This window comes from Halomonas sp. SL18_1, from assembly GCF_055755715.1.
The window spans coordinates 1596871-1621885 of the sequence record NZ_JBVTRK010000001.1 but is presented as its reverse complement, the minus strand read 5'-3'; the positions used below and the strand labels follow the sequence as shown (position 1 = coordinate 1621885).

Below are 25015 nucleotides of genomic sequence, written 5' to 3'. Positions count from 1 at the left end.
TCACCAGATGCTTGACCGGGGCCTGCTCGGGCGCGAAGTGGCGCACCAGCCAATCGCGGATCACCAGCCCCCCCGTGGAGTGGACGACAAGATCGACGCTGGCCACGTCTCGCGGCAGCCCATGCGCAGTCCAGGCGCGATCCAGGGCCGCCTGCAGGTCGTCGAAGCGCAATGCATCGTCCTTGGAGAGGTAATCGCCGATGGCAATGCGCTGGACATGGTCGGCCCCCAGCCGCTTGCGCAGGTGACCGGCCAGCTGCTCGAAGGAGCGGCCCTCGTCGTTCCAACCATGCAGCAGTACCAGGGGTCGATGGTTCATGAAATGACCTCAGCGTGAACGGGGTTTACTCACGTCGGGGGTCGCCGGGCAGGTAGTGGCCGGTGACCAGGCGATAGGCGTCCGAGGTACGATCCCCGGGGATCCCGTCGGGCTTCAGGTAGATGCCCGGAAAGCTGGTGAGCCAGCGCTGCAGCCGCTGGGCCTTCTCGGTCTCCTCATCGCCGCTGCGCCTCATGCGATGGCGCGACACCATTGGGCTACGGCGCTTCTTGGACTTGCCGGCCACCTCCGCGTAGAGCGTGGCGGCCGGCTGGTCGCTCAGGTCCACCTCGCCGCGCTCGACCAGCCGCCGCAGCACCACCGCCGCACCGCACTGGCGGGAGACGGCGGTGTCGGACCAGCGGCCATCGGCCACGTAGCGGCCGCTGCTGTAGTGCGTCGAAAAGCTCCACAGGTAGGGCGAAAGCACATGGGGGTGGTACAGCCGATAGCCCCAGCCGTTGTAGCGCTCCAGCTGGTAGAGGGTGCCGGCCAGGCTCCAGTCGGTGTCGCCATCCAGGCGCTTGAGCGCCATGGCGTCAGCGGCGCTCTCCTCCCAGGTAAAGGGGGGCGAGCCTCGCTTCGGACGACCCGCGGGCACCTGGACGGTGCGCGCCGTGAGCGGGTCGCCGTTGTGCAGGTGGCTGCTGAAGCTGCTGCCGGACTCCATGCTGTGCACCAGCGCCACGAAGTGCCAGGGCACCCCGCGGCGCTCGGTCACTGACGCGTAGCGTTCGCGATGGGTGAGCAGCCGATCGACGCTGCGCTCCACCTCGGCGTGGCGCTGAGGCAGGATCTCGCAACTCTCGAACAGTCGCTCGTACTCGCCGCGCAGGGGATCGGTCAGGCGGATGGCCATGGAAACCTCCCGTCAAAAGGTTCCAGGCATCACACTCCCCTGCCGAGAACCCCGATGGCTTCCCTGATCAGCGTAGACCAGGGCCAGGAGTTGGCGCTCGCCGCTCGTGCTGAACGCTTTGGAAATCGCGAAGGTCGCTGGGAGCCCCTGCCCGCTGGCGCCGGGACGTGGTAGATTGCCTCACTATCGCTCACAGCCCACCCTCATCACACGAAACCACCGTCCATGCTGATCCGCCCGCTTACGTTTCTTGCCCTCTCCCTGCTGCTTGCCACTGGCCCCGCCGGCGCGTCGCTGAGCGAACCGGCCGAACCGCCGTCGAGCTACCGATCCGGATCAGCTGGGCTTCACTTTCTGGATGACCTCGACACGGGGATCAGCCTGCTGCCTGTCGAGGATGGCGTGGTCTGGCTCCACCTCAGCGTGAAGCAGCGCACCCTGTCCGTGGTGCGCGGCCGCCACGTCATCCATGAGATTCCCCACTTTGCCATCGGAATCAACGGCGCCGACACCCTGCGCATGCGCGGCAGCGCCATGACGCCGAAGGGCGAGTTCCGGGTCGAGCGGATCAACCCCAACAGCCCGTACATCACCTTCATCGGCATCAACTACCCGAATCCCCGGGTGGCCGACCAGGCGCTGGCGGAGGGGCTGATCACCCAGGAGGAGGCGGAGCGGATTCGCCGCCACTACCAGCAGAACCGCCTCTCCTACCCCAATACCGCGCTGGGCGGCAATATCGGGATTCATGGACTGGGCGACCGCGACCCCTTCCTCAACCGGCGGATCGACTGGACCGAGGGGTGCCTGGCTATCGAGAACGAGCAGGTACGCCAGATCTCCTCACTGGTTGGGATCGATACCCCGGTGCTGATCCAGTAGGCCTGGGTCCCACGACTATCGCTACCTTTTCCCGGCGCTCGGTGGGCGAGGCTGGCGTTATATCGTTTATCAGGGCGGGCCGTGTGGCGTGCCAGTTCCCGTGACATGGTGTTGGGCACGGGACCAAGTTGGCGTGCGATGGCGCAGTCACCCGTGCAAGATCAAGCGGGGAACCGGCCGGGAGACTGCCATTTTCCAGGCAAAGAAAAAGCCGCTGAAATCAGCGGCTTATTCATATTCAGTGGCGGAGGGGGAGGGATTCGAACCCTCGAAGCCTTTCGACTTACACACTTTCCAGGCGTGCTCCTTCGACCACTCGGACACCCCTCCGCATTGTGGTTCTTCGGCTTGGGCGTTGCGCCTAACGCGTCAGAACGGCGCACATAGTATCGACTTAAGTGCCGGATGGCAAGCCGTTTTTTTCCATCTGCGTCATCCGGCCGGCAGCACCGCGTAATCGCCGCGGGCTTCCAGGCAAAGGGTGTCGCCGCACCAGAGCCGCTGGGTCAGCGCGATCCGGCCGCGGCCTCGGCGTTGCAGGCGTTCGGCAAGCGCTTCGGGGCCCTGCGGGCTTTCCGGGGCGCAGATCAGCCGATAGTCTGCGCCCACCGGCGCGAGAAAGCGCTGGCTGGCCTCGGCCACGACGACATCGCGGGCGTAGCCGCGCTGGCGCAGCCACAGGGTGGTCCAGCACCAGCCCAGCAGGGTGGTCTGGGCGGTCAGGGCGCCGCCGAAGCCGGTGCCCTTGTCGTTGAGGCTCGGGACCAGCGCCAGCTCCCAGGTCAGGCGTTCGCCGTCCCGGTGCATGGCCACAATGCCCAGGTGCTCCACCAGGGGAATGGCCTCGCCCAGCCAGCGAAGAAACGTGGCCGGGTCGTCGGACTGGCCTTCCCTCGGCAGGGGAAGCCGCGGGTGTGGCACGCCGATCTCACGCATCGGAAGCTCCCGCTCAGTTCCAGCGCTGGACGAAGTCGTCGATACGGTGCTCGGGTAGGGGCTTGTGGCGTCCCCCAGCTGGCCGATGTAGAGGAAGGCGACGATCTCGTCGTCCTCCTCCAAGCCGAGCCCCTTGTGAACGGCAGGGTCGAAGGCGTACTTGCCGCTGCGCCACATGGCCCCCAGCCCCAGCGCCTGGGCGGCCAGCAGAATGGCATGGGCCGCGCAGCCGGCGGAGATCACCTGCTCGACCTTGGGCACCTTGGGCACGTCGGGAGTGACCTTGGCGATCACCGCGATGATCATTGGCGCCCGCCGCGGCTTCTTGCGCGCCGCGTCCAGCACGGTATCGCTGGCGTGCGGGTCCTCGCGGAATTCCGCCTCGGCAAACAGCTCCCCCAGTCGGCTTAGTCCCTCGCCGGAAAATTCGATGAAGCGCCAGGGGCGCAGCTCCTTGTGGTCCGGGGCACGCAGCGCGGCCCGATAGATGGCCTCGAGCTGGTCGGGGCTCGGCGGCGGCCCGATCAGCTTACCCATGGAGCTGCGCTCGTGCAGCAGGGTCATTGCATCCATACCCTCTACTCCCTTGCCAGGACTTCAACGAGAAGAATTCTCGCCACTCTACCAGCTGCGGCCTCGCCGCTCACCCCAGGGTTGGCTACTGGCGGGCTAGGCGCAGCGGCTCGGGCGGGCGCTCCCCCGGCGTGGCGCGCCAGGGGCTGATATCGAGGCCGCCGCGGCGCACGTAGCGGGCCAGTACCAGCAAGCGCTCGGGCCGGGCGCGCGCCATCAGATCGGTGAAGATATGCTCGACGCAGTGCTCGTGAAAATCCTGGTGCTGGCGATAGCCGATCAGGTAGCGCAGCAGCCCCTCGCGGTCGAGCCGGGGGCCACGATAGCGAATCAGCACGCTGCCCAGTCCGGCTGACCGGTCACCGGACAGTTGGACTTGAGCAGATGGGAATAGAGCGTCTCCTCCACGATCTCATCACCCACCGCCAGGTGGGAGGCACTCGGCGTGTAGCCGCTAACCTCGATATCCAGGTCATCCAGGCACTCGCCAGGCAGACGGCGCGGGGCCAGCCGCTCATCGTCCACGTCAAACAGCTCGACGGCCACCGTGGCGCCGGCCGCCCGTGACAGATCGCTCACCAGTGTTTCGATGACCGCTTCGCGACTGGAGAAGCGGGTCTGGTTGAAGCCGTTGAGGTAGAGCTTCCACGACTTGGATTCGATCAGGTTCGGCGAGTCTGCCGGCAGGCGGAAGCGCGCCACGGCGACCACCGGCTTGCCTCGATCATTGAGCCAGCTGACCTCGAAGGCGTGCCACTCGTCCTCGCCGACGAAGGGCAAGGCACCCTCCTCGATGCCCAGCGGCGCCCGGTTGGCACCGCGCGCAATGGGATAGAGCAGCCCGGCATCGTAGCGGTCGGGATAGGGGGATTCGCGGCCGAGAGGGCATGCGCGAGCGTGTCGGGGCGATCGTGAGTCATGAGTTAGCTTCTGATACCTTTGCCGCGCTCGAGCATCCCCAGGGCGATGGCGAAGAGCACGATGATGAACGCGAAGATGGCCGTCAGCGCCCAGCCCACCGGGATATCGGAGACTCCGAGAAACCCGTGGCGGAAGACATTGACCATGTAAAGAATCGGGTTGAGCAGCGAGACATTCTGCCAGAATGTCGGCAGCAGCGAGATCGAGTAGAAGACCCCACCCAGGTAGGTCAGCGGCGTGAGCACGAAGGTCGGCACGATGGACACATCGTCGAACTTGTTGGCCAGCAGTGCGTTGATGAAACCGCCAATGGAAAAAAGCGCCGCGGTCAGCACCACCACGCCGAGCGTCAGCAGCGGGTGAGCCACGCTGATGCGGGTGAAGAACAGCGATACCAGGGTGACGATCAGGCCCACCCCCAGGCCGCGGGCCATGCCGCCCAGCACGAAGCCGGTCAGAATCACCCAGTTGGGCATGGGTGAGACCATCATCTCCTCCACGCTGCGCTGAAACTTGTTGGAGAAGAAGCTCGAGGCCACATTGGAGTAGCTGTTGGTGATCACCGCCATCATGATCAGCCCCGGGACGATGAAGTCCATGTAGGTGAACCCATCCATCTCGCCGATGCGCGACCCAATCAGGTTGCCGAAGATGATGAAGTACATGGTCATGGTGATGGATGGGGGCAGCAGGGTCTGCGGCCAGATCCGCGTGAAGCGCTTGATCTCCTTGTGCACCAGGGTCCAGAGGGCGATGACGATCTGCATCGGCGTCATGCTCGGGCCTCCGTGGCAGCGTCCGCGGCCTGCGTCTCGTTGCCCTGCTCCACCATGGAGACGAACATCTCCTCGAGCCGGTTGGCCCGGTTGCGCATCGAGACCACTTGGATACCCTGACGACTGAGGGCATCGAACACATCGTTGAGCCGCTGCCCTCGGTGCACCACCACCGAGAGCTGAGCACTGTCGACCTGGCGCACCTCGAAGCCGTCGACGCTGGGCGGCTCATCCACTGCCTGGGACAGGTCGAGAAGGAAGGTCTCGGTATCGAGCTCGGCGAGCAGCTCGCGCACCCCGGTGTTGCGGATGATCTCGCCGTGGTTGATGATCGCCACGTTGCGGCACAGGCTCTCGGCCTCTTCCAGGTAGTGGGTGGTCAGGATGATGGTGGTGCCCTCCTCCCGGTTGATACGGCGCATGTACTCCCACATGCTGCGGCGAAGCTCGATGTCGACGCCGGCGGTGGGCTCGTCGAGGATCAACAGCCGGGGCCGATGCATCAGCGCCCGGGCGATCATCAGCCGGCGCTTCATCCCGCCGGAGAGCATCCGCGCGCTGCCCTGGCGCTTGTCCCATAGCCCCAGGTCCTTGAGCAGCCGCTCGGCCCGCGGCAGCGCCTCGCGACGCGGCATGCCGTAGTAGCCCGCCTGGGCGAGCACGATATCGATGACCTTCTCGAACTGGTTAAAGTTGAACTCCTGGGCACCACGCCCAGGTGGTACTTGGCGCGGGCGAAGTCGCGGTCGATATCGATGCCGAAGATCGAAACCTGGCCGGCGCTCTTCTGCACCAGCGAACAGACCACGCCCAGGGTGGTGGACTTGCCGGCGCCGTCGGGGCCGAGCAGAGCGAAGAAATCGCCCTGCTCGACATCAAGGTCGATGCCCTTGAGGGCGTGAAAACCGTTGCCGTACACCTTGGTCAGGCCACGGATCGACAGCGCCGGTTCGGCCATGAGACATCCTTGCATTGAAATCGGTAGGGGAGAGAAGACATTAGGGCGCGAAGGAAATTTTCAAGTCGCCGCCTGGAAAAACGCAGAAATCCCCGCCGTTGGGCAAGGTCATCAAATTAAGTAGGGGGGGCGAGCCTTGGCATGTTCGAGATGGAGAGGAAAACTGGAGCGGGAAAGGAGATTCGAACTCCCGACCCTCGCCTTGGCAAGGCGATGCTCTACCACTGAGCTATTCCCGCTTTTCGAGGTGGCGTCCCATAGGGGGTTCGAACCCCTGTTCCCGCCGTGAAAGGGCGGTGTCCTAGGCCACTAGACGAATGGGACGCAAAAGCTTGTCGGCTTTGGAGCGGGAAAGGAGATTCGAACTCCCGACCCTCGCCTTGGCAAGGCGATGCTCTACCACTGAGCTATTCCCGCATGCACGACAGTCTATGCTATCACTAACGCAACCGCTATAGCGGATGCAACCGGCAGCGTGGCGTCCCATAGGGGGTTCGAACCCCTGTTCCCGCCGTGAAAGGGCGGTGTCCTAGACCACTAGACGAATGGGACGCATTGGAGCCTGTGCTCCCCTGCCGAAGCAGGAGCTGGAGCGGGAAAGGAGATTCGAACTCCCGACCCTCGCCTTGGCAAGGCGATGCTCTACCACTGAGCTATTCCCGCACTCCGGCACCCTGATGAAGCGATTGGCGTCCCATAGGGGGTTCGAACCCCTGTTCCCGCCGTGAAAGGGCGGTGTCCTAGACCACTAGACGAATGGGACGCAGCCGTCTCGCCTCAACGAGGTGGCGCGAATATTACTCAAGCCCCCGGGAGCTGTCAACACTCGGCCGTGAACGCCCCGGGGCTGGAAATGACGGCGGCATCCAGTGTCTGATGGACACGAGATGACGGAAAGCACCAAGCAGGAGAGACGCCATGCGCAAGAAGATAGAGAAGAGCGACGCCGAATGGCGTGCCCAGCTCACTCCGGAGCAGTATCGCGTCACCCGCGAGAAGGGCACGGAACGCCCCTACAGCGGGAACTACCGAGTCAGCGACGAGCACGGCATCTATCACTGCGTGTGCTGCCATGCGCCGCTTTTCGAGAACGAGCACAAGTTCGATGCCGGCTGCGGCTGGCCGAGCTTCGACCGGCCGCTGGGCAAGTCGGCGGTGGAAGAGCATAGTGACGACTCCCACGGCATGCAGCGCACCGAGGTCACCTGTGCCCACTGCGACGCCCACCTGGGCCACGTCTTCCCGGACGGCCCGCCCGATACCACCGGCCTGCGCTACTGCATCAACTCGGTGGCCATCACCTTCCACCCCGGTGAGTAGCCGTCTTTCCCCTGCCCTGAAACGGCCGCCCTTCTGGTATGATGGGCGGCCGTTTCATTTAGGCAGGAGAGGCACGATGCTCGGCTGGTACCCGGGACACATGCACAAGGCGCGCCGCCAAATCCAGGAGGCGCTGCCAGAGATCGACGTGGCGATCGAGGTCCTCGACGCCCGGCTGCCCTACTCCAGCGCCAACCCCATGCTGGCCGAGCTGACCCGTCACACCCCGGTGCTCAAGATTCTCTCCCGAGCCGACCTGGCCGACCCCGAGCGCACCCGCGAATGGGTCGCCCACTTCGACGCCCAGCCCGACACCCGCGCGCTCGCCATCACCACCACTCAGGCCCGCGAACTCAAGCGCATTCCCAAGCTGTGCCACGAGCTGGCGGGCGCCGTACGCGCCGACCGCGATGTGCGGGTAATGGTCATGGGCATTCCCAACGTCGGCAAGTCGACCCTGATCAACGGCCTGGCCGGCCGCACCCTGGCCAAGACGGGCAACGAGCCGGCGGTCACCAAGCGCCAGCAGAAGGTGCGCATCAACGGACGAGTGGCGCTGATCGACACCCCCGGGGTGCTATGGCCGAAGATCGAGGATCAGGCCAGCGCCTACCGCCTGGCCGCCAGCGGCGCCATCCGCGATACCGCCATCGACTATATCGACGTGGGCATGGTCACCGCCGCCGAGCTGGCCAAACGCTACCCCGACGCGCTCAAGTCCCGCTACAAGCTCAAGGTGCTACCCCCTACAGCCCCAATCCCGAGGCGGAGCGGGTGGAGGCCGACGGCCCGGCGCGGGTGGACCTACTGGCCCTGGCGGGCTTCGACGGCCATGCGATACTGGCCGAGATCGCCGCCAGGCGCGGCGGCTTGCGCCCGGGCGGCGAAGTGGACCTGCACCGCGGCGCCGAGGTACTGCTCCACGAGCTGCGCGACGGCAAGCTGGGCCGGCTGACGCTGGAAACACCGGCCGACATTCCGCCACCGCCCGCGCCGGAAGCGCTCGACGAAGCCTCCGCTTCCGACTGCCGTGGCGGCGCAGGCAGCGAGCCCGCATAATCACCCGAGCCGCCCCGACTCGAGCGGCCACTGGACACCACTGGAATTCGGATACGCCATGGACACGCCCGCCCTTTTCAGGAAATCGCACAAGCTCGACAACGTCTGCTACGACATCCGCGGCCCGGTGCTCGAACATGCCAAGCGCCTGGAAGACGAGGGTCAGCGCATTCTCAAGCTCAACATCGGCAACCCTGCGCCGTTTGGCTTCGAGGCGCCGGAGGAGATCCTTCAGGATGTGATGCGCAACCTGCCCACCGCCCAGGGCTACTGTGACTCCAAGGGGCTCTACTCGGCGCGCAAGGCGATCATGCAGGAGTGCCAGCGCAAGGAGATTCCCGGCGTTGGCATCGAGGACATCTTCATCGGCAACGGCGTCTCCGAGCTGATCGTGATGGCGCTGCAGGCGCTGCTCAACGACGGTGACGAGGTGCTGATCCCCGCGCCGGATTACCCGCTGTGGACCGCCGCTGCCAACCTCTCGGGCGGCCATGCCGTGCACTACCGCTGCGACGAGCAGGCCGACTGGGCGCCGGACCTGGACGATATCCGCGCCAAGGTCACCGGCCATACCCGAGCCATCGTGATCATCAATCCCAACAATCCCACCGGCGCCGTCTATCCGCCGGAGGTAGTGCGCGAGCTGCTGGAGATCGCCCGCCAGCACGACCTGGTGGTGTTCTCCGATGAGATCTACGACAAGATCCTCTACGACGGCACCGAGCATGTCTCCACCGGGGCGCTGGCCGACGAGGACCAGCTGGTGGTGACCCTCAACGGGCTCTCCAAGAGCTATCGCTGCGCGGGCTTCCGCTCCGGCTGGATGATCCTCTCCGGCAGCGTCGCCATGCAGCGTGCCCAGGACTTCCTCCAGGGGATCAACATGCTGGCCTCGATGCGCCTGTGCGCCAACGTGCCGGCCCAGCACGCCATTCAGACCGCTCTCGGCGGCTATCAGTCGATCAACGACCTGATCCTGCCCGGCGGGCGGCTGCTCGCCCAGCGCGACATCACCTTCGACAAGCTCAACGCCATTCCCGGGGTGACGTGCACCAAGGCCAAGGGCGCGCTCTACGCCTTCCCGCGACTGGACCCCAAGGTGTTCAATATCCAGGACGACCAGCAGATGGTGCTCGACCTGCTGCTCCAGGAGAAGATCCTGCTGGTCCAGGGCACCGCCTTCAACTGGCCCGAGCCCGACCATGTGCGCATCGTCACCCTGCCCTGGGCCGACCAGCTGGGCGACGCCCTGGACCGCTTCGCACGGTTCCTGTCGCGCTACCGGCAGTAGTCCCGGCCCGGATTGACGCCGCGGTCCGCCAAAGCTTGCAGCGGCTTGAAACCCAATCGCCGAGACCGTATCTAAGCAACAGCTTCTGGATGCCACGCGCAGGACCGCGTGGCGCCCCCCTTACGATGACCAATCGGAGAACCCGTACCATGCTGCGAATCCTGCTCTTTCTGGGCACCAACCTGGGCGTCATCATCGTCGCCAGCATTACCCTGCGCCTGCTGGGCGTGGAAGGCTACCTGCGCGGCCAGGGCATCAACTTCAACGCCCTGCTGATCTTCTGCTTCATCGTCGGCATGGCCGGCTCGATGATCTCGCTGTTCATCTCCAAGTGGATGGCCAAGCGCACCACCGGCACCGTGATCATCGAGACACCGTCGAATGCCACCGAGAAGTGGCTGGTCGAGACGGTGGAAGAGCTCTCCCGAGAGGCCGGCATCAAGACCCCCGAGGTGGGCATCTTCCCGGCCCAGCAGTCCAACGCCTTCGCCACCGGCTGGAACCGCAACGACGCCCTGGTAGCGGTCTCCGCCGGGCTGCTCAACCGCATGCGCCCCGAAGAGGTCCGGGCAGTGCTGGCCCACGAGATCGGCCATGTGGCCAATGGCGATATGGTGACCCTGGCGCTGATCCAGGGGGTGGTGAACACCTTCGTGATGTTCTTCGCCCGGGTGGTCGCCCACCTGGTGGACCAGTTCCTCAAGAGCCGCAGCGACGGCGCCGGACTCGGCTTCATGGGCTACTTCGCGGTGGTGATCGTCGCCGAGATCGTGTTCGGCATCATCGCCTCGGCCATCGTCGCCTGGTTCTCGCGCTTCCGCGAGTACCGCGCCGACGCCGCCGGCGCCCAGCTGGCCGGCTCCGGCGCCATGATCAACGCCCTGGCCCGCCTCAAGGCCGAGACCGAGATGCCCGACCAGATGCCGGATACCCTGCGCGCCATGGCCATCACCAAGGGCCAGACCAAGTCGCTGATGGAGCGGCTGTTCGCCAGCCACCCGCCCCTGGACGATCGCATTCGCGCGCTGAAAGAAGCCGCCTATCGCTGATCCCCGGTCGCGTATTCGGCGCCAACGCAGCGGGCCCGCCATTCGGCGGGCCCGCTGCGTTATGTGAGACGAAGGCGAGGCGTCAGGGCTCTCCTGCCCGGAAACCGGCGGCCGTCAACAGCAACGCCAACTCGCGGGCCTCCCCTGAAGCTCGATCGCCAGGGTGGCAAACTCCCGGCGCAGCGGGTAATCGGCGCGGCAGGCCTCAAAGCCCTTCTCGATCCCGCGGCGCCCGGCCTCTCGCCGCAGGCTGTCATGGTCGCGGCGCACATCGTAGACTGCCCGGGCACAGAGCCTCAGGGCCTCCTCGGCGGAGAGCCCCTCGCCCAGCGCCAGGCGCGCCACGGGCGGTGCCGGCAGCAGCTCCGCCAGGGTCAGCCGCGCCGGCAGGCCCAGCCGATGCGCCAGCGCCGTATAGATCTGGTGGGTGCCACGCAGCTTGCCGTCCAGGCTGTAGCCGGCGATATGGGGCGTGGCCAGTGTCGCCAGATCGCGCAGCGCGGCATCGATGCCGGGCTCGCGCTCCCACACATCCAGCACCGCACTGATGTCGCCCTGGCCCGCCAGGCGCTGACGCAGCGCCAGGCCGTCCACGCAAGAACCGCGGCCGGCGTTGAGCAGCACCGTGCCCGGCGCCAGCTCGGCGATACGCTGGGCGTCGAGCAGGTGATGGGTGGCATGGGGCCCCTCGCGGGTCAGCGGGGTATGCAGGCAGAGCACATCGCACTCATCGATCAGGGTGTCCAGGTCGCGGAACGCCTCAACCCCGGCAGGCGGCGCATCCTGGCGCTCGGCGCGGGGCGGGTCGCAGGCCAGGCAGTCGATGCCCATGGCGGCAAGCCTGGTCAGCAGCCGCCCCCCCACGTTGCCGACCCCGACGATGCCGACACGCCGCTCGCCAAGCCGCCACCCCTGGCGTTCGGCCAGGGTCAGCAGGCTGCCCAGCACATAGTCGACCACCGCCTCGGCGTTGCAGCCGGGCGCGCTGGCGAAGGCGATGCCGTGGCGTGCCAGCGCCGCCTGGTCGACATGGTCGGTGCCGATGGTGCAGCTGCCCACGAAGCGCAGCCGCGACCCCGCCACCAGCGCCTCGTCGACCCGGGTGACCGAGCGCACCACCAGGATGTCGGCGTCGCGCACCGCTTCGGCATCGATCTCGCGCCCCGGCAGGCGCACCAGCTCCCCCAGCGAACCGAAGCTCGCCTCGGCGGCCGGCACGTTGGCATCGACAACAATTCTCACAGGCACTCTCCCTTCACAGGCACTCTCCCGAAAACGGCCTTCATGCGACTTGTTCAGTCTGCGTGAACCCTTACAATACCGCCAAACGCACAGGAACGTCGCCACCCGGCGGCGTCACACCGCTAGGGAGCCATCGTGATCGTCCGCTGGGAGAGTGACCATGACTATGTGCTGGTGCATATCCACCAGGACATGTTCGGCGACTGGATCTTCAGCCGCGCCTGGGGGCAGATCGGCACCCAGTTCGGCGGCCTGAAACACCAGCTGGCCGACGATCACGACCAGGCGCTGATGTGGCTCGCCGACGAGACCACCATTCAGGCCTCCCGCGGCCTGCGCAAGGTGCTGGAGGTGGCGAGCGAAAGCGCCGAGGGCCAGGCGGCGGTCGAGCAGCTCTCGCTGCTCGACAAGGCCTGATCAGCCCAGGTAGCGCCGCCCACTGCCTCGCCCGGGAGAGGCCGGCCGCACTGCCGGGGCCCGCGGCGACTCCCCCGCCTGCAGCCGCTCCCAGGCCGCCGCATCGAGCCGGCCGCGCGCCTCCAGCCAGGCGGCCAGCCGGGCCGGTTCGAAACCCCGGTCCAGTTCATCACCCGCCTGGTCCACCAGCACCGGAATCCTCACGCCATAGCGCTCGACCAGGGCATCGTCCTCGCTGATCTCGATCGCCTCCAGCCGGTAGTCGCCCCGACACAGGGTCGCCAGCAGCGCCTCGAGCCGTTCGCAGAGATGACAGCCCAGGGTGGTATAGAGCCTCAGTCGCATCATGCGCCCTCCCGGTGGCGAATCAGAAACACATGGTGAAGATCGGGTCGGCGCTGGAAATCCGGGTCGAATGTCTTCGCCGAGATATCCTCCACGGCGTAGCGCGCGCTGAGCGCCGGGTCGAGCTTGAAGCGACGCTGATTGTTGGAGAACACCAGGGTGCCCCCTGGCGCCAGGCGCGCCATGGCCAATTCGACCAGCTGCGGATGGTCGCGCTGCACGTCCAGGGTGGCGTCCATCTTTTTGGAGTTCGAGAAGGTGGGCGGGTCGAGAAAGATCAGGTCGAACTCGGCCCGGGCGGTCTCCAGCCAGCGCAGGCAGTCATCGCGCACCACCCGATGGCGCGCGGGGTCGAGGCGATTGAGGGCGAAGTTGTCCCGTGCCCAGGCCAGGTAGGTATTGGAGAGATCCACGCTCACGCTTTCGCTGGCACCGCCCTCGGCCTCGCTGCCCAGCGCCGCCTGCACCGTGGCGGTCGCGGTATAGCAGAACAGGTTGAGAAAGCGCTTGCCGGGCGCCATCTCGGCCAGCCGCCGACGCACCGGCCGGTGATCGAGGAACAGGCCGGTATCCAGGTAGTCGTGCAGGTTGATCCAGAGCCTCGCACGCCCTTCTCGCACCTCGAAGCGCTCGCCCCTTGCGCCCTGCTTCTGGTACTGCTCCTTGCCCTGCTGGCGTTCACGCCGTTTGACGACGATGGCCGAGGCCTCGACGCCCAGCGTCTCGGGAATTACCGAGAGGGCATCGAAGAGCCGTTTCTGGGCCTGGGCGGCATTCACCGAGCGCGGCGGCGCATACTCCTGAACGTGCACCCGGCCATCGTAGACATCGATGGCCAGGGCGTACTCGGGCATGTCGGCGTCATACAGTCGGTAGCAGGTCTCACCGGACTGTTTCAGCCACTTCTTCAAGCGCTTGCGGTTCTTCTGCAGGCGATTGGCGAACATCTGGGCCCCTTCGCTGCGCGCGGGGGTCGCCCCTCCCTCCAACGCCTCGGCGGATCTGGTACTGGCACCACCTGCGCCGGCAGCGCCATCGGGCACGTCCATCAGCAGCAGCCGCGCCTCCAGGGGGCCATTCTTCAGCGAATACTGCTTGTCGGCACGCATGCCCAGGCGATGGCCCAGGTCCGGGTTGGCGGTGAACACTGCCAGGCGCCATCCGGGAAAGGCCCGCCGCACCCCCTCCCCCAGCTCGGCATAGAGCGCCACCAGCTCCGGCAGCTCGCCGAGCCGCTCGCCGTAAGGGGGGTTGGTGATCACCAGCCCGCGAGCCGAGGCCTCCAGCGCCTCCGGCCGCTGCAGCTGACCGAGCGAGGCACCGTGGAAGTCGATCAGGGCGGGAATGCCGGCGCGCATGGCGTTGGCCTTGGCCGCCGCCAGCGCCGGGGACTCTGGTCGAAGCCGAACAGCTTCACCCGACAGCGCTTGCGGCCGATGCTGGCCCGCGCCTCGGCCTCGCGCCTGAGTTCACGCCACAGGGTGTCGTCGTGGCCCGCCCAGCCGTGGAAACCGAAACGCTCACGCGACAGATCGGGCGCCATGTCGGCGGCCATCAGGGCGGCCTCGATCAGCAGCGTGCCGGCCCCGCACAGCGGGTCTACCAGGGCCTCCCCGGCGCGCAGCCGCTCAGGCCAGCCGGCGCGGATCAGCAGCGCCGCCGCCAGGTTCTCCTTGAGCGGCGCATGCCCCACGTCGCGACGGTAGCCCCGGCGATGCAGGCTCTCACCGGAAAGATCCACCCCGAGGGTTAGCCGACCGCGATGCAGGTGGGCATAGAGCCGCAGGTCCGGCTGCTTGAGGTCGACGTTCGGACGCGGCTGGCCCGCCCCCTGCAGCGCCGCCACCACGCCATCCTTGACCAGCTGGGCGCCGAAGCGGGTATGGCGGATCTGCTCGCTGCGACCGTGGAAATCCACCGCCAGGGTGGCGCCTGGGGATAGGTGCGATGCCCACGGCACCCGGGTCACCGCCTGGCGCAGCGCCTCGGGCGTCTCGACGCCCTCCTCCCGGGCGAGGCATAGCACGATGCGGTTGGCCAGGCGCGACCAGAGGCAGGCTCGATAGGCGGCCGCCAGATCGGCGTGACAGTGCACGCCGGCCACGGTGGTCTTGACCGGCTCGGCGCCCAGGGCGCGGAGCTCATCGGCCAGCAGCTCCTCGAGCCCTTTTGGACAGCTGGCCAGCAGGCGTAGTGGGGTATCGGGTGACTCGGTCATGGCAATGGGGCCCGTGCTTGATCGGGCATATTCCTCAGGTTGCAGTTTTGCGTCGATCTTATGACGAAACATAGGTCGACAATGCTGCCCATAATGAGCTAAGAATAAGGTGAGTAGCTACTCTATAGACGCATGCGTTCTGTCAGCGACCCCCGGGCTCGCTACCCCTTCGCTCTGCCGTTGACTTGGCAACGGCACTGGAGGCGGTGGAACGTCGGGTTGGAACATGGTGTTCGGCCCAAATTGGTACCTTTACAAGAGGTCATCCGATGAAAAGACAGAAACGTGATCGCTTTCAGCGCGCTTACCTTCATGGCTACAAGGCCGGTGTCTCAGGGCGCTCCCGCGACGACTGTCCCAGTCAGGATGTCAATATTCGCGAATACTGGATGAGCGGTTGGCGTGAAGGTCGCGGAGATCAATGGGCCGGCATGACCGGCGTCTCCGGGATTCACAAGAACCCCATGGTAATGTAACCCTCTATCGACCCAATCGACCGTCCACTGCCGCCGCTGCCGCGGCGGACATCACCCAAGCCCGTGATTCGCTCACGGGCTTTCTTTTGGTTCATCCCAGACTGGCGTGAGCTGGTTCTGTGGGAGGGACGGTTCGACGCCTCGACTTTAGCTCGCGAAGTAGTGCGCAGGGCTACCCAGGGGGCGCCTGCGGCGCCTTCGTCGAAGCGTCGAACCGCCGGCAGAGCCGGCCTCCCACCTTGACGCTTGCCAAACTTATTCACGCTAAAGAGCGAAATACATTACTTTTGGCTTCCGGCTAACCTGCCGCTGCCGCCTTGAGCGCCCGGGCACACTCGCCGACCAGCGCCGGCCCACGGTAGATGAAGCCCGAGTAGAGCTGCACCAGATCCGCCCCCGCCTGACGCTTGGCCACCGCCGCCTCGCCGCCGTCGATGCCACCCACGCCGATGATCGGCAGGTCGGGCAGATGGCGACGCAGCTCACGGATCACCGCATTGGACGGCTCGAACACCGGCCGCCCTGACAGCCCACCCTGCTCGTCGGCGTGGGGGAGCCCGGCCACGGCCTCGCGCGACACCGTGGTGTTGGTGGCGATCACCGCATCGATCTCGCTGCGCGCTATGCTTTCGGCCACCAGGCCGATCTCCTCGGGCGTCATGTCCGGGGCGATCTTGACCGCCAGCGGCACCCGCCTGCCGGCGGCGGCATCCAGGCGATTGCCGGCCTCTCTCAGGGTGCCCAACAGGGCATCGAGCTGCTCGCCGAACTGCAGGTCGCGCAGTCCCGGGGTGTTGGGCGAGGAGATATTGACGGTCACATAGTCGGCATGCGCGTGCACCTTCTCCAGGCAGTGGAGATAGTCCTCCACGGCCCGCTCTACCGGCGTGGTGAGATTCTTGCCGATATTGATGCCGAGGATGCCATCATAGCGGCGCTGGCGAACCCGCTCGACCAGGTGATCGACGCCGGCATTATTGAACCCCATGCGGTTGATGATGGCGCCGCGCTGGGGGATGCGAAACAGCCGCGGCCGGGGATTGCCCTCCTGGGGCTTGGGGGTCACGGTGCCGACCTCGACGAAGCCGAAACCCAGCGCTCCCAGGGCGTCAAGGTAGTCGGCATTCTTGTCCAGGCCCGCGGCCAGCCCCACCCGATTGGGAAAACGCAGCCCCATCAGCTCCACCGGATCCTCGACGCGACCGCCCCCCAGGCGGGACGCAAGGTTCAGCCGGTGCGATGCATCCAGCGCGCGTAGCGCTATCCCATGGGCGGTTTCGGCATCGAGGCGAAACAGCAGCGAACGGGCCAAGGCGTACATGGGCATCTCCGGGCAGTGACTGGCAACGGGCGGCAGGAGTATACCAGCCCTTGCCACCACTTGTGGGAGGGCGATGTATCGCGCGAAGCAGCGCGGAGCGCTGTCTACACCCGGGCGCCTTGCGGCGCCTTCGCCCGGCAGAGCCGGCCTCCCACCCTGGACCGATGCACCAGCAAGGAAATGCGAGCTGACGCCGTCATCCCTCGTCGTTGCTTTCGGCGAGGTCGACCAGCTCGCGCACCGCCACGGCGAACAGCGGAAAGCTAGCCTGGCTGCCGCTGCGCACTTCCGCGATCAGGCGGCACCAGCGCTCGTGCAGTGAGCGGTGGGCCTGAAGCCAGTGCTCGACGCGCTCTTCGGGCTCGCGGCCGTCCTCGGTCTTGAGCACGCTGACCGTCAGCGCCAGCTGCTGGCGGTCGATGTCGTCGCGGAAGGTTTCACGCGCCTGGGCCTGCCAGCTGTCGCGCACCTTGAGGTCGGTGACCTGCTGGATCATCCACGGCAGTTCGAGACGGTGGCCGATCTCGTAGAAGATCTCGGCCACGCGCTGGGGCTTCTCATCGGTCTGCCGCGCCGCCTGGATAATGCCCAGCGCACCATAGAGGCTGCCGGCACCGGCCACGGTGGCGGCCAGCTCTTCCGGTACCCCGGCCTCGATCAGCTCGCTGCGCTTGGCCTCCCAGCTGTCACGCTCCTCGCCGCGCACCAGCTCGCCGATGCTCTCCTGGAGCTGCGCGACCCGGGGGCAAAGTATTCGATCGCATCCCGCGTCGAGAGCCCCAAGCGCTGGCGCAGGAACCAGCGGGTGGCGCGGCGGATCAGGCGCATCAGGTCGAGCATCATGGCGTACTGCACCTGGCACGGCACCTGGTTATCCAGGGCTTCGATCCGCTCCCAGATAGCGGCCAGCTGGAAGCTGTCGCGGGCGACGATATAGGCCCGGGCGATCTCGGGCCGGCCGGCCCCGGTAGAGTCGATCAGCCGGCGCACGAACACCATCCCCATGTGGTCGACCAGATCGTTGGCCACCTGGGTGGTAACGATCTCGCGCCGCAGGCGGTGGTCATACATCTCATCCTTGAAGCGCTCGACCAGCACCGGCGGGAAGATGCGCTCCAGGTACTGCTGAATGTAGGGGTCGTCGGGAACGTCGGAGGCCAGCACCTCGCCCTTGAGCACGCTCTTGGCGTAGGAGATCAGCACCGACAGCTCCGGCAGGGTCATGCCCTGCTCGTTGGCGGCCCGCTCCTGCAGCTCCTCGTCCGCCGGCAGGAACTCCAGCTCGCGGTCGATCTGCCCCACCGCCTCGAGCTCACTGATGAAGCGGCGATAAGGCCCGATGCCGTGGCGGGAGAGGATCTCGGAGAGATCCAGCGCCTGGGTCTGGCGATAGTTGTCCCGGATCACCAGGTCGGCAACCTCTTCGGTCATATCCGCCAGCAGCTGGTTGCGCTGCTTATCGGTCATGTCGCCGCGCTTGACGATCTCGTCGATGAGGATCTTGATATTGACCTCATGGTCGGAGCAGTTGACCCCGCCGGCGTTGTCGATGAAATCGGTATTGACGCGAACGCCCTTGGCGGCCGCCTCCATGCGCCCGTGCTGGGTCAGCCCCAGGTTGCCCCCTCACCGACCACCCGGCAGTTCAGCTCACGGCCGTTGATGCGCAGGGCATCGTTGGCCTTGTCGCCGACCTCGGTATCCGACTCGTCGCTGCCCTTGACGTAGGTGCCGATGCCGCCGTTCCACAGCAGATCGACCCGGGAGCGCAGCATGGCGCGAATCAAATCGTTGGGCGACAGCCGCTCCTCCTGGATATCGAACACTTCCCGCATCTCCCGGGAGATGGGAATCGACTTGGCGCTGCGCTTGAACACCCCGCCCCCCTCGGAAATCAGGGAGGTATCGAAGTCCTCCCAGCTCGAGCGAGGCAGGTCGAACAGGCGTTGACGCTCGGCGAAGGTGGCCGCGGCGTCCGGGTTGGGGTCGACGAAGATATGCAGGTGATTGAAGGCCCCCACCAGGCGAATCTTGTCGGAGAGCAGCATGCCGTTACCGAAGACATCGCCGCCCATGTCGCCGACGCCGATCACGCTGAACTCGTCCTCCTGGGTATTGAGTCCCAGGCCGCGAAAGTGGCGCTTGACCGACTCCCAGGCCCCGCGAGCGGTAATACCCATCTTCTTATGATCGTAGCCGTTGGCCCCACCCGAAGCGAAGGCATCCCCCAGCCAGTGGCCGTACTCGGCGGAGATTTCGTTGGCAATATCCGAGAAGGTCGCCGTGCCCTTGTCGGCGGCCACCACCAGGTAGGCATCGTCGTCGTCGTGGCGCACCACGTTCTCCGGGGCACCACCTCGCCGCCCACCAGGTTGTCGGTGACATCCAGCAGCGCGCTGATGAAGGTCTTGTAGCAGGCGATCCCTTCGCGCTGAAGCGTATCGCGGTCGGCGCCCTCGGGCATGCGCTTGCAAACGAAGCCGCCCTTGGCACCCACCGGCACGATCACCGCGTTCTTGACCTGCTGCGCCTTGACCAGACCCAGCACCTCGGTGCGATAGTCCTCGTGACGGTCCGACCAGCGCAGCCCTCCGCGGGCCACCTTGCCGCCGCGCAGGTGAACGCCCTCCACCCGGGGCGAGCAGACGAAGATCTCGTAGGCCGGGCGCGGGCGGGGCATGCCGGTGACCCGGCTCGGGTCGAGCTTGTAGGCGATGTAATCCTTGACCCGGCCATCCGCTGAGGGCTGATAGTAGTTGGTTCGCAGGGTGGCCTGGATCAGCTCCATGTAGCGGCGCAGCAGCTGATCATCGTTGAGGCTGGCCACGCCGTCGAGACCGCGAAGAATGCGCTCCACGCAGGCGTTGACCTGCTCCTCGTCGGGACGCTGCTTCGGATCGAAGCGCAGTGCGAACAGCAGCACCAGATCACGGGTGATCTCGGGGTGGTTGGCCAGGGTGGCGGCGATGTAGTCCTGGGACATGCCGAAGCGGATCTGCTTCAGGTAGCGCGCGTAGGTGCGCAGCATGGCCACTTCTCGCCAGTCCAGGTTGGCCACGATCACCAGGCGGTTGAAGGCGTCGTTGTCAGCCTCACCGGCCCAGATGCGCCGGAAGGCCTCGATGAAGGGCTCGCGCATCTCCTGCAGGCTGACCTCGATGCTGGTGTGGTGCTCCAGGTCGAAGTCGTGGATCCAGTAGCGGATATCCGGGGTATCGATCTCGTAGGGGCGCTCGCCGATCACCCGCAGCCCGAGATTCTCCATCATCGGCAGCACATCGGAGAGCGGAATCGGCTGGTCACGGTGGAACAGCTTGAGGTTGACGCCGCTGCCCTCCTCCTCGACCAGGCGATAGAGGGTCAGCGCCAGCGGCTCACCGCGATCCAGCTCCCCCATGTGCTGCAGGTCGAAGACCGCCGTCCGGGCGCCGAAGTCGTCTCGGTAGCTGGCCGGAAAGGCATCACGGAAGCGGTCCATCAGGATGTTGGCCTGCTCCTCGCCAAAGCCCTCGATCATGGCCTCCTGGAGCTCATCGCGCCAGCTGCGCGCCAGCCGCGCCACCTTGGCTTCGATGCGCTTGATGTCGAAATCGCGCGGGCCCTCCTCGTTGAAGCGCAGGATGAACTGGATACGCGCCAGCACCGACTCGGAGAGGTAGGTGTTGAAATCGCCGAAGGAGGCGTTGAGCTCCTCGCACAGCAGGTGCTGGATGCGCAGGCGCAGGTCGGTAGAGAACACATCCCGCGGTACGAAGACCAGGCAGGAGTGGAAGCGGCCGGAGAGGTCGGTGCGGATGAACAGCCGGACCCGGCGCCGCTCGCGAATGTCGAGAATACCCAGCGCGGTCTTGGCCAGCTCATCGGTGTCGATCTGGAAAATATCGTCGCGGGGATAGACCTCGAGGATCTGCAATAACTGCTTGCCGTTGTGTCCCTTGGGATTGAAGCCGGCGATCTCCATCACCGCCTTGAGCTTGCGGCGCAGCAGCGGGATGTTGCGCGGCGATTCATTGTAAACGGTGGAGGTGAACAGCCCCAGGAAGCGCCGCTCCCCGATCACGCGCCCCTTCTCGTCGTAGCGATCGATGGAGATGTAGTCCGGATAGGTGGGGCGGTGCACCCGAGCATGGTGGGCGCTTTTGGCGAAGGAGAGCAGCTGGGGCACCAGCACGAAGCGATTCCCCTCGACGCCCAGCTCGGTACGAATGCGCTCCTGGTAGCGCGGCTGGTCCAGACGAAAGACCCCCAGCTCGCTGCCGGCGACCTTGGTCAGGCGGTCGCCGTCGGCGTCGGCCTCGATAACGTACTCGTCATAGCCCAGGAAGGTGAAGTTGTCGCGCACCATCCATTCGAGAAAGGCGATAGCCTCCTCGTGATCCGCCGGGTCGACCTGTTCGGGGCAGCTCGACTTGAGCTCGGCAATCGCCTCGTTGACCCGCTCGCACATGGGCACATAGTCGTTCACTGCCGTGCGCACGTCCTCGAGCACTTCCTGCAGGGCGTCCTCCAGCGATTCCAGGACGCTGATGTCCGTGTGGCGGTCGATTTCGATGGCGATCAGCGACTCGCGGGCCTGGGGCGCATCCGCCTCGCGCGGCGAAACGACCCGCGTCAGGGTATGATCGGCGCCCCGCTCCACGGCGAGGACCGCATTGTGGATGGCGTGCACGGTCAACCCGCGGCGGTTGAGCTCGATGCGCACCGAGTCGACCAGAAAGGCCATGTCCTCGTGCAGAACGGCCACGAAGGTGTGGGTCGACTGCCAGCCGTGCTCCTCGAAATCGGGGTTGAAGACCCGCACCTTGGGCTCGGCCGGATTGTGGTGCTGGATGAAGTGCCAGACCGAAAGCGTGGCACCGTAGAGGTCATCGAGCCGGCGGTCGGCAAGGTCCTCCAGCGGTACTGTGGCATAGAAATAGCGGGCGAAGGCATCCACGGCCTCGGCCCGCTTCTCGTCCAGTCGACTGAACAGGCGTTCCCGTAGCTGCTTGAGAATGTCCTGCCTGCCGGCTTCGATCGTTTCGTAATGCATCCCTACACCTCGGCTGCCTGGGACCGCGGATTGCGGCCCTGGGAAAGAGTCAGCGCGGCCCCTCGGCCGCCTGATGTCAGCTTACTGCAGCCCCGATCCCCACCCTATCGACTTGCCAGCCTTCTCATGGAGCATGTCGCTTCTGCATCATTGGCCGCGGCTTTTCGCCTTGACTTTGCCGGCATGACGCCGAGCCTTGCCGATGACGCCGCCAACCCAAGCGCCGCGGCGCTCAGCCGGCTCGCCGTTCCAACAGCACGCCGCACTCGCAGTGATGCGTCCAGGGAAACTGGTCGAACAGGGCGAAGCGCGTCACCTCATGGGTCCGACTGAGCGTCTCCAGGTTGCGCGCCAGGGTATCGGGGTTGCATGAAATATAGACGATGCGTGGATACTCGCTCAGCTGACGGCAGCTGGATTCATCGAGCCCGGCCCGGGGCGGGTCGACCAGCACGGTCGAGAAGTCGTGCTCGTCGAGCGCCATCTCTGCCACCCGGCGCCCGCCCTTGTCGCCGTTCAGCGCAGCGGCAAACTCCTCGGCGGACATCCTCGCCACGCGCACGTTGTCGATACCGTTAGCGGCCAGGTTCTCACGGGCGCTGGCCACCGAGGTGCGCGAGATCTCGGTGGCCAGCACGCGACGGAAGTTCTCGGCCAGGGCGATGGTGAAGTTGCCGTTGCCGCAGTAGAGCTCCACCAGATCGCCGTCCTGGCTAGCGCGCGTCGCCTCTGGGCCCAGGCCAGCATCGCGCGGCAGATCTCGGCATTGGGCTGGGTGAAGCTGTTCTCCACCTGCTGATAGACGAAGGGCCGCCCCTCGACCTCGAGGCGCTCCCAGACATGGTCCCGCTCGAGCACCAGGCGCTGCTTGCGGGAGCGGCCGATGATCATGATACCAAGCCGCGCCTGCAGCTCGCGGGCCTCGGTTTCCCAGGCATCGTCCAGGGGGCGATGGTAGATCAGCGTCACCAGCGCCTCGCCCGACAGAGTGGTGAGAAACTCGACCTGGAACAGCCGACGCCGGAGCACCGGGCTCTCAAGCAGCGCCTCGCGCAGGCGCGGCATCAGGGCATTGATCGCACGGCTCGCCACCGAATACTGGTCCAGGCGGATCACCCTCTTACGCTTGGGATCTTCGGCATCCACCTCGAACATCGCGTAGTAGAGATCGTCGCCCTCGTGCCAGAGGCGGAACTCACAGCGCTGACGATAGTGGGTTGCAGGCGAAGGGAACACCTCGAGCGGCGGGGGGCAAAGCGCGCGAACTGCGCGGTGATGCGCTCGCGCTTGGCCGCGAGCTGCTCGTCGTATCGGCCGGGTTCGACAACGGGAAGGGACACGGCATCTCCTGTCGTGTGCGGTGCAGGGAAAATCGGACATCAGCCGACGGTCAGCAGACCCGGCTCTGCAAAGGCGTAGCGGGAAAGCGCCCTGGCCAGGCGGCCATCCGGGGCGGTGGCGAAGCTTGGGTCACAGCCCTGACGCGGGGGTGGGTCGACCGCCAGCTGGGCGGCCCGCCGAGCGATGGCCTCGCCGGAGTCGACCAGGGTCACCGGGCGTGGCGCCGCCTCGGCGATGTGCGCGCGCAGTAGGGGAAAGTCGAGTGCAGCCCAGCACCACGGTATCCAGGTCCGGGGCCTCCCAAAGCGGCGCCGTGGCCTGGGCGACGACGTCGCGATCCACGGGTTCGCCGGCCACCAGCCGCTCGGCCTGCTCCACCAGCGCGTCTGCGGCCACGCGGGTCACCCGACAGTCGGCGGCGAACGCCTGGATCAGGCGCTCGGTGTAGGGCCTCGCCACGGTGGCACTGGTTGCCAGCAGGCCGATATGGCGGCTTTGACTCAGCCGGGCGGCAGGCTTGATGGCCGGCACCGTGCCCACCACCGGCACGCCGAGCCGCTCCCGCAGGGCATCCAGGGCCAGGGTGCTGGCGGTATTACAGGCGACCACCAGCACGCCACAGCGGCTGGCGGCCACCGCCGCCTCGCACACCGAAAGGATGCGCGCCACCAGCCACTCATCCGGGCGAATGCCGTAGGGCAGCATGGCGTTGTCGCAGGCGTAGGCCAGCGCGACACCGGGCAGCTGGCGGCGCAGCGGCGCCACCACCGAAAGGCCGCCCACGCCGGAGTCGAAAATCAGTATTGGGCCAGGCATGGCGAACGGACGGTCATGCAGGGTCGCTCCGCAGCAGTGAGCCGCCCATTCTACCAGCTACGCCGGCAACGGAAATACGCCGCGGGTCGCGCCCTCCATCAGGTGGCAGGCTCGGGAGCCTCTTTCAGCTCGGCATAGAGCTCGGGATAGGCCTCCTGCAGGCGCTCCAGCGCCGCCGTGGCCCCGTCGGGCAGTGCCTCGGCCAGACGCTCGAGGTCCTGGTCGTCGAAGTGTTCACGAATCAGCGGGAAAAGCAGCTCGCGCTCATCGCGCAGATAGGCACGGTGAGCGTCCAGATAGGCCTTGAGATCGTCGGCAAAGCGGTCCATGGGGACCACCGCGTCCATCAGGATCATATCCAGATCGTTGGAGAGCCGCATCAACTGCTTGCGCAGCGCCTGGTAGTCATTGCTGAGTCGCTCGGTCAGCTCCTGGCTCTCCGGTGCCAGGGTCTGGAGACGTTCGGTGCAGATCCGTTCGAGCGGAACGGTGAAGCCCTCCATATAGTCAAGGATGTAGTCGACAACCTCCCGGACCAGCTGAAAGTTGGGGCGATCGCCGACCGCCAGCGCCTTCTGCTTGAGCTGAAGGACGTGCAACATGCGCGCCATGTTGGCATGATCCCGACGCAGTTGGGTCAGCATGGGCATGTCGAAGCCTCCTCTTCCATCGGATGGGCGAGCATACAGTCTTGGATACGCGGAATGGGTACGGGTTCATTGCCCACTCCATCCTCCCGCCAACGCCGGGACGGGATAGACGCCGTATCACCCTAGCGCCTAAAGCCCGATGATGCCTATCACCCAAAGTCGTATTGCAAAATTCGCCGTAAACGGAACTGGAACAGCGACAGCGCTACCGCAA

Annotated in this window: 15 protein-coding genes, 7 tRNA genes and 7 pseudogenes; 8 read left to right on the top strand and 21 right to left on the bottom strand. The window is 66.1% G+C overall.

Going from position 1 to position 25015, the window contains the following annotated elements; genetic code table 11:
- The first annotated feature begins 79 nt into the window (after nucleotides 1-79).
- Entirely contained in the window at nucleotides 80-337 is a 258-nt protein-coding gene (locus ACSJDS_RS08230; protein WP_473032841.1) for a hypothetical protein, read from the top strand.
- A 7-nt stretch (nucleotides 338-344) separates the two neighbouring features.
- Here ACSJDS_RS08230 and ACSJDS_RS08225 read toward each other — a convergent pair whose 3' ends face one another.
- Nucleotides 345-1178 (bottom strand): hypothetical protein, encoded by an 834-nt coding sequence (locus ACSJDS_RS08225; RefSeq protein ID WP_473032840.1) that lies wholly within the window; start codon nucleotides 1176-1178, stop codon nucleotides 345-347.
- 225 nt (nucleotides 1179-1403) lie between these two features.
- Here ACSJDS_RS08225 and ACSJDS_RS08220 point away from each other — a divergent pair, with 225 nt between their 5' ends.
- The gene (locus ACSJDS_RS08220; RefSeq protein ID WP_473032839.1) at nucleotides 1404-2060 is read left to right on the top strand and encodes a L,D-transpeptidase family protein; all 657 of its coding nucleotides are present in this window, start codon (nucleotides 1404-1406) and stop codon (nucleotides 2058-2060) included.
- Between the two features lie 242 nt (nucleotides 2061-2302).
- On the opposite strand, the gene ACSJDS_RS08215 is transcribed toward ACSJDS_RS08220, so the two are convergent.
- The 12 genes and pseudogenes from ACSJDS_RS08215 to ACSJDS_RS08160 all read right to left on the bottom strand — a co-directional run bounded on the left by ACSJDS_RS08215 (nucleotide 2303) and on the right by ACSJDS_RS08160 (nucleotide 6987).
- Nucleotides 2303-2390, bottom strand: a tRNA-Ser gene (locus ACSJDS_RS08215).
- Between the two features lie 102 nt (nucleotides 2391-2492).
- Nucleotides 2493-2996 carry a YiiD C-terminal domain-containing protein gene (locus ACSJDS_RS08210; RefSeq protein WP_473032838.1) on the bottom strand — a complete coding sequence of 168 codons (504 nt, stop codon included), beginning with the start codon at nucleotides 2994-2996 and terminating at the stop codon, nucleotides 2493-2495.
- A gap of 13 nt (nucleotides 2997-3009) precedes the next feature.
- Nucleotides 3010-3569, bottom strand: a pseudogene (locus ACSJDS_RS08205) (nitroreductase family protein).
- Nucleotides 3570-3654: 85 nt separating this feature from the next.
- Nucleotides 3655-4489 (bottom strand): annotated as a pseudogene (gene queF, locus ACSJDS_RS08200) (NADPH-dependent 7-cyano-7-deazaguanine reductase QueF).
- A 3-nt stretch (nucleotides 4490-4492) separates the two neighbouring features.
- On the bottom strand, nucleotides 4493-5266 hold the full coding sequence (locus ACSJDS_RS08195) for an ABC transporter permease (protein ID WP_473032837.1): 774 nt from the start codon (nucleotides 5264-5266) through the stop codon (nucleotides 4493-4495).
- Nucleotides 5263-6224, bottom strand: a pseudogene (locus ACSJDS_RS08190) (ABC transporter ATP-binding protein). Before ACSJDS_RS08190 ends, ACSJDS_RS08195 begins: the two are co-directional and overlap by 4 nt.
- A gap of 164 nt (nucleotides 6225-6388) precedes the next feature.
- Nucleotides 6389-6463, bottom strand: a tRNA-Gly gene (locus tag ACSJDS_RS08185).
- Between the two features lie 9 nt (nucleotides 6464-6472).
- A tRNA-Glu gene (locus ACSJDS_RS08180) sits at nucleotides 6473-6548 on the bottom strand.
- Nucleotides 6549-6566: 18 nt separating this feature from the next.
- Nucleotides 6567-6641: transfer RNA gene (locus tag ACSJDS_RS08175), tRNA-Gly, on the bottom strand.
- 59 nt (nucleotides 6642-6700) lie between these two features.
- A tRNA-Glu gene (locus ACSJDS_RS08170) sits at nucleotides 6701-6776 on the bottom strand.
- Nucleotides 6777-6812: 36 nt separating this feature from the next.
- Nucleotides 6813-6887 (bottom strand) — tRNA-Gly (locus ACSJDS_RS08165).
- 24 nt (nucleotides 6888-6911) lie between these two features.
- Nucleotides 6912-6987: transfer RNA gene (locus tag ACSJDS_RS08160), tRNA-Glu, on the bottom strand.
- A gap of 155 nt (nucleotides 6988-7142) precedes the next feature.
- Here ACSJDS_RS08160 and msrB point away from each other — a divergent pair.
- The 4 genes and pseudogenes from msrB (at nucleotide 7143) to htpX (ending at nucleotide 10943) form a co-directional block, all read left to right on the top strand.
- Entirely contained in the window at nucleotides 7143-7544 is a 402-nt protein-coding gene (msrB, locus tag ACSJDS_RS08155) for a peptide-methionine (R)-S-oxide reductase MsrB (protein ID WP_473032836.1), read from the top strand.
- A gap of 76 nt (nucleotides 7545-7620) precedes the next feature.
- A pseudogene (ylqF, locus tag ACSJDS_RS08150) lies at nucleotides 7621-8603 on the top strand (ribosome biogenesis GTPase YlqF).
- Nucleotides 8604-8661: 58 nt separating this feature from the next.
- Nucleotides 8662-9894, top strand: a complete 1233-nt coding sequence (locus ACSJDS_RS08145) for a pyridoxal phosphate-dependent aminotransferase (RefSeq protein WP_473032835.1) — start codon at nucleotides 8662-8664, stop codon at nucleotides 9892-9894.
- A 149-nt stretch (nucleotides 9895-10043) separates the two neighbouring features.
- A complete protein-coding gene (gene htpX, locus ACSJDS_RS08140; RefSeq protein WP_473032833.1) occupies nucleotides 10044-10943 on the top strand; it encodes a protease HtpX in 900 nt (299 codons plus the stop codon).
- A 114-nt stretch (nucleotides 10944-11057) separates the two neighbouring features.
- Here htpX and pdxB read toward each other — a convergent pair whose 3' ends face one another.
- Nucleotides 11058-12185, bottom strand: a complete 1128-nt coding sequence (gene pdxB, locus ACSJDS_RS08135) for a 4-phosphoerythronate dehydrogenase PdxB (RefSeq protein WP_473032832.1) — start codon at nucleotides 12183-12185, stop codon at nucleotides 11058-11060.
- Nucleotides 12186-12320: 135 nt separating this feature from the next.
- Here pdxB and ACSJDS_RS08130 point away from each other — a divergent pair, with 135 nt between their 5' ends.
- Complete coding sequence (locus tag ACSJDS_RS08130; RefSeq protein WP_473032831.1) at nucleotides 12321-12602, top strand: hypothetical protein; 282 nt, start codon at nucleotides 12321-12323, stop codon at nucleotides 12600-12602.
- On the opposite strand, the gene ACSJDS_RS08125 is transcribed toward ACSJDS_RS08130, so the two are convergent.
- Entirely contained in the window at nucleotides 12603-12950 is a 348-nt protein-coding gene (locus tag ACSJDS_RS08125; RefSeq protein ID WP_473032830.1) for a glutaredoxin family protein, read from the bottom strand.
- A pseudogene (gene rlmKL / locus ACSJDS_RS08120) lies at nucleotides 12947-15165 on the bottom strand (bifunctional 23S rRNA (guanine(2069)-N(7))-methyltransferase RlmK/23S rRNA (guanine(2445)-N(2))-methyltransferase RlmL). The gene ACSJDS_RS08125 and the pseudogene rlmKL overlap by 4 nt, the downstream one beginning before the upstream one ends.
- A gap of 269 nt (nucleotides 15166-15434) precedes the next feature.
- Here rlmKL and rmf point away from each other — a divergent pair.
- Complete coding sequence (rmf, locus tag ACSJDS_RS08115) at nucleotides 15435-15641, top strand: ribosome modulation factor (protein WP_473032829.1); 207 nt, start codon at nucleotides 15435-15437, stop codon at nucleotides 15639-15641.
- A 298-nt stretch (nucleotides 15642-15939) separates the two neighbouring features.
- Here the strand turns inward: rmf and ACSJDS_RS08110 are convergent, their stop codons facing one another.
- The 5 genes and pseudogenes from ACSJDS_RS08110 to ACSJDS_RS08090 all read right to left on the bottom strand — a co-directional run bounded on the left by ACSJDS_RS08110 (nucleotide 15940) and on the right by ACSJDS_RS08090 (nucleotide 24795).
- Nucleotides 15940-16962 carry a quinone-dependent dihydroorotate dehydrogenase gene (locus ACSJDS_RS08110; RefSeq protein WP_473032828.1) on the bottom strand — a complete coding sequence of 341 codons (1023 nt, stop codon included), beginning with the start codon at nucleotides 16960-16962 and terminating at the stop codon, nucleotides 15940-15942.
- 196 nt (nucleotides 16963-17158) lie between these two features.
- A pseudogene (locus ACSJDS_RS08105) lies at nucleotides 17159-21994 on the bottom strand (NAD-glutamate dehydrogenase).
- Nucleotides 21995-22226: 232 nt separating this feature from the next.
- A pseudogene (gene trmA / locus ACSJDS_RS08100) lies at nucleotides 22227-23334 on the bottom strand (tRNA (uridine(54)-C5)-methyltransferase TrmA).
- A gap of 130 nt (nucleotides 23335-23464) precedes the next feature.
- On the bottom strand, nucleotides 23465-24151 hold the full coding sequence (murI, locus tag ACSJDS_RS08095) for a glutamate racemase (RefSeq protein WP_473032826.1): 687 nt from the start codon (nucleotides 24149-24151) through the stop codon (nucleotides 23465-23467).
- A 98-nt stretch (nucleotides 24152-24249) separates the two neighbouring features.
- A complete protein-coding gene (locus ACSJDS_RS08090; protein ID WP_473034998.1) occupies nucleotides 24250-24795 on the bottom strand; it encodes a hemerythrin domain-containing protein in 546 nt (181 codons plus the stop codon).
- Nucleotides 24796-25015: the final 220 nt, after the last annotated feature.

Coding starts and splice junctions, on each gene's coding strand:
- ACSJDS_RS08225 (WP_473032840.1), bottom strand. CDS start 1,178: ATGGCCATCCGCCTGACCGATCCCCTGCGCGGCGAGTACGAGCGACTG.
- ACSJDS_RS08220 (WP_473032839.1), top strand. CDS start 1,404: ATGCTGATCCGCCCGCTTACGTTTCTTGCCCTCTCCCTGCTGCTTGCC.
- ACSJDS_RS08210 (WP_473032838.1), bottom strand. CDS start 2,996: ATGCGTGAGATCGGCGTGCCACACCCGCGGCTTCCCCTGCCGAGGGAA.
- ACSJDS_RS08195 (WP_473032837.1), bottom strand. CDS start 5,266: ATGACGCCGATGCAGATCGTCATCGCCCTCTGGACCCTGGTGCACAAG.
- msrB (WP_473032836.1), top strand. CDS start 7,143: ATGCGCAAGAAGATAGAGAAGAGCGACGCCGAATGGCGTGCCCAGCTC.
- ACSJDS_RS08145 (WP_473032835.1), top strand. CDS start 8,662: ATGGACACGCCCGCCCTTTTCAGGAAATCGCACAAGCTCGACAACGTC.
- htpX (WP_473032833.1), top strand. CDS start 10,044: ATGCTGCGAATCCTGCTCTTTCTGGGCACCAACCTGGGCGTCATCATC.
- ACSJDS_RS08125 (WP_473032830.1), bottom strand. CDS start 12,950: ATGATGCGACTGAGGCTCTATACCACCCTGGGCTGTCATCTCTGCGAA.
- rmf (WP_473032829.1), top strand. CDS start 15,435: ATGAAAAGACAGAAACGTGATCGCTTTCAGCGCGCTTACCTTCATGGC.
- ACSJDS_RS08110 (WP_473032828.1), bottom strand. CDS start 16,962: ATGTACGCCTTGGCCCGTTCGCTGCTGTTTCGCCTCGATGCCGAAACC.
- murI (WP_473032826.1), bottom strand. CDS start 24,151: ATGCCTGGCCCAATACTGATTTTCGACTCCGGCGTGGGCGGCCTTTCG.
- ACSJDS_RS08090 (WP_473034998.1), bottom strand. CDS start 24,795: ATGCTGACCCAACTGCGTCGGGATCATGCCAACATGGCGCGCATGTTG.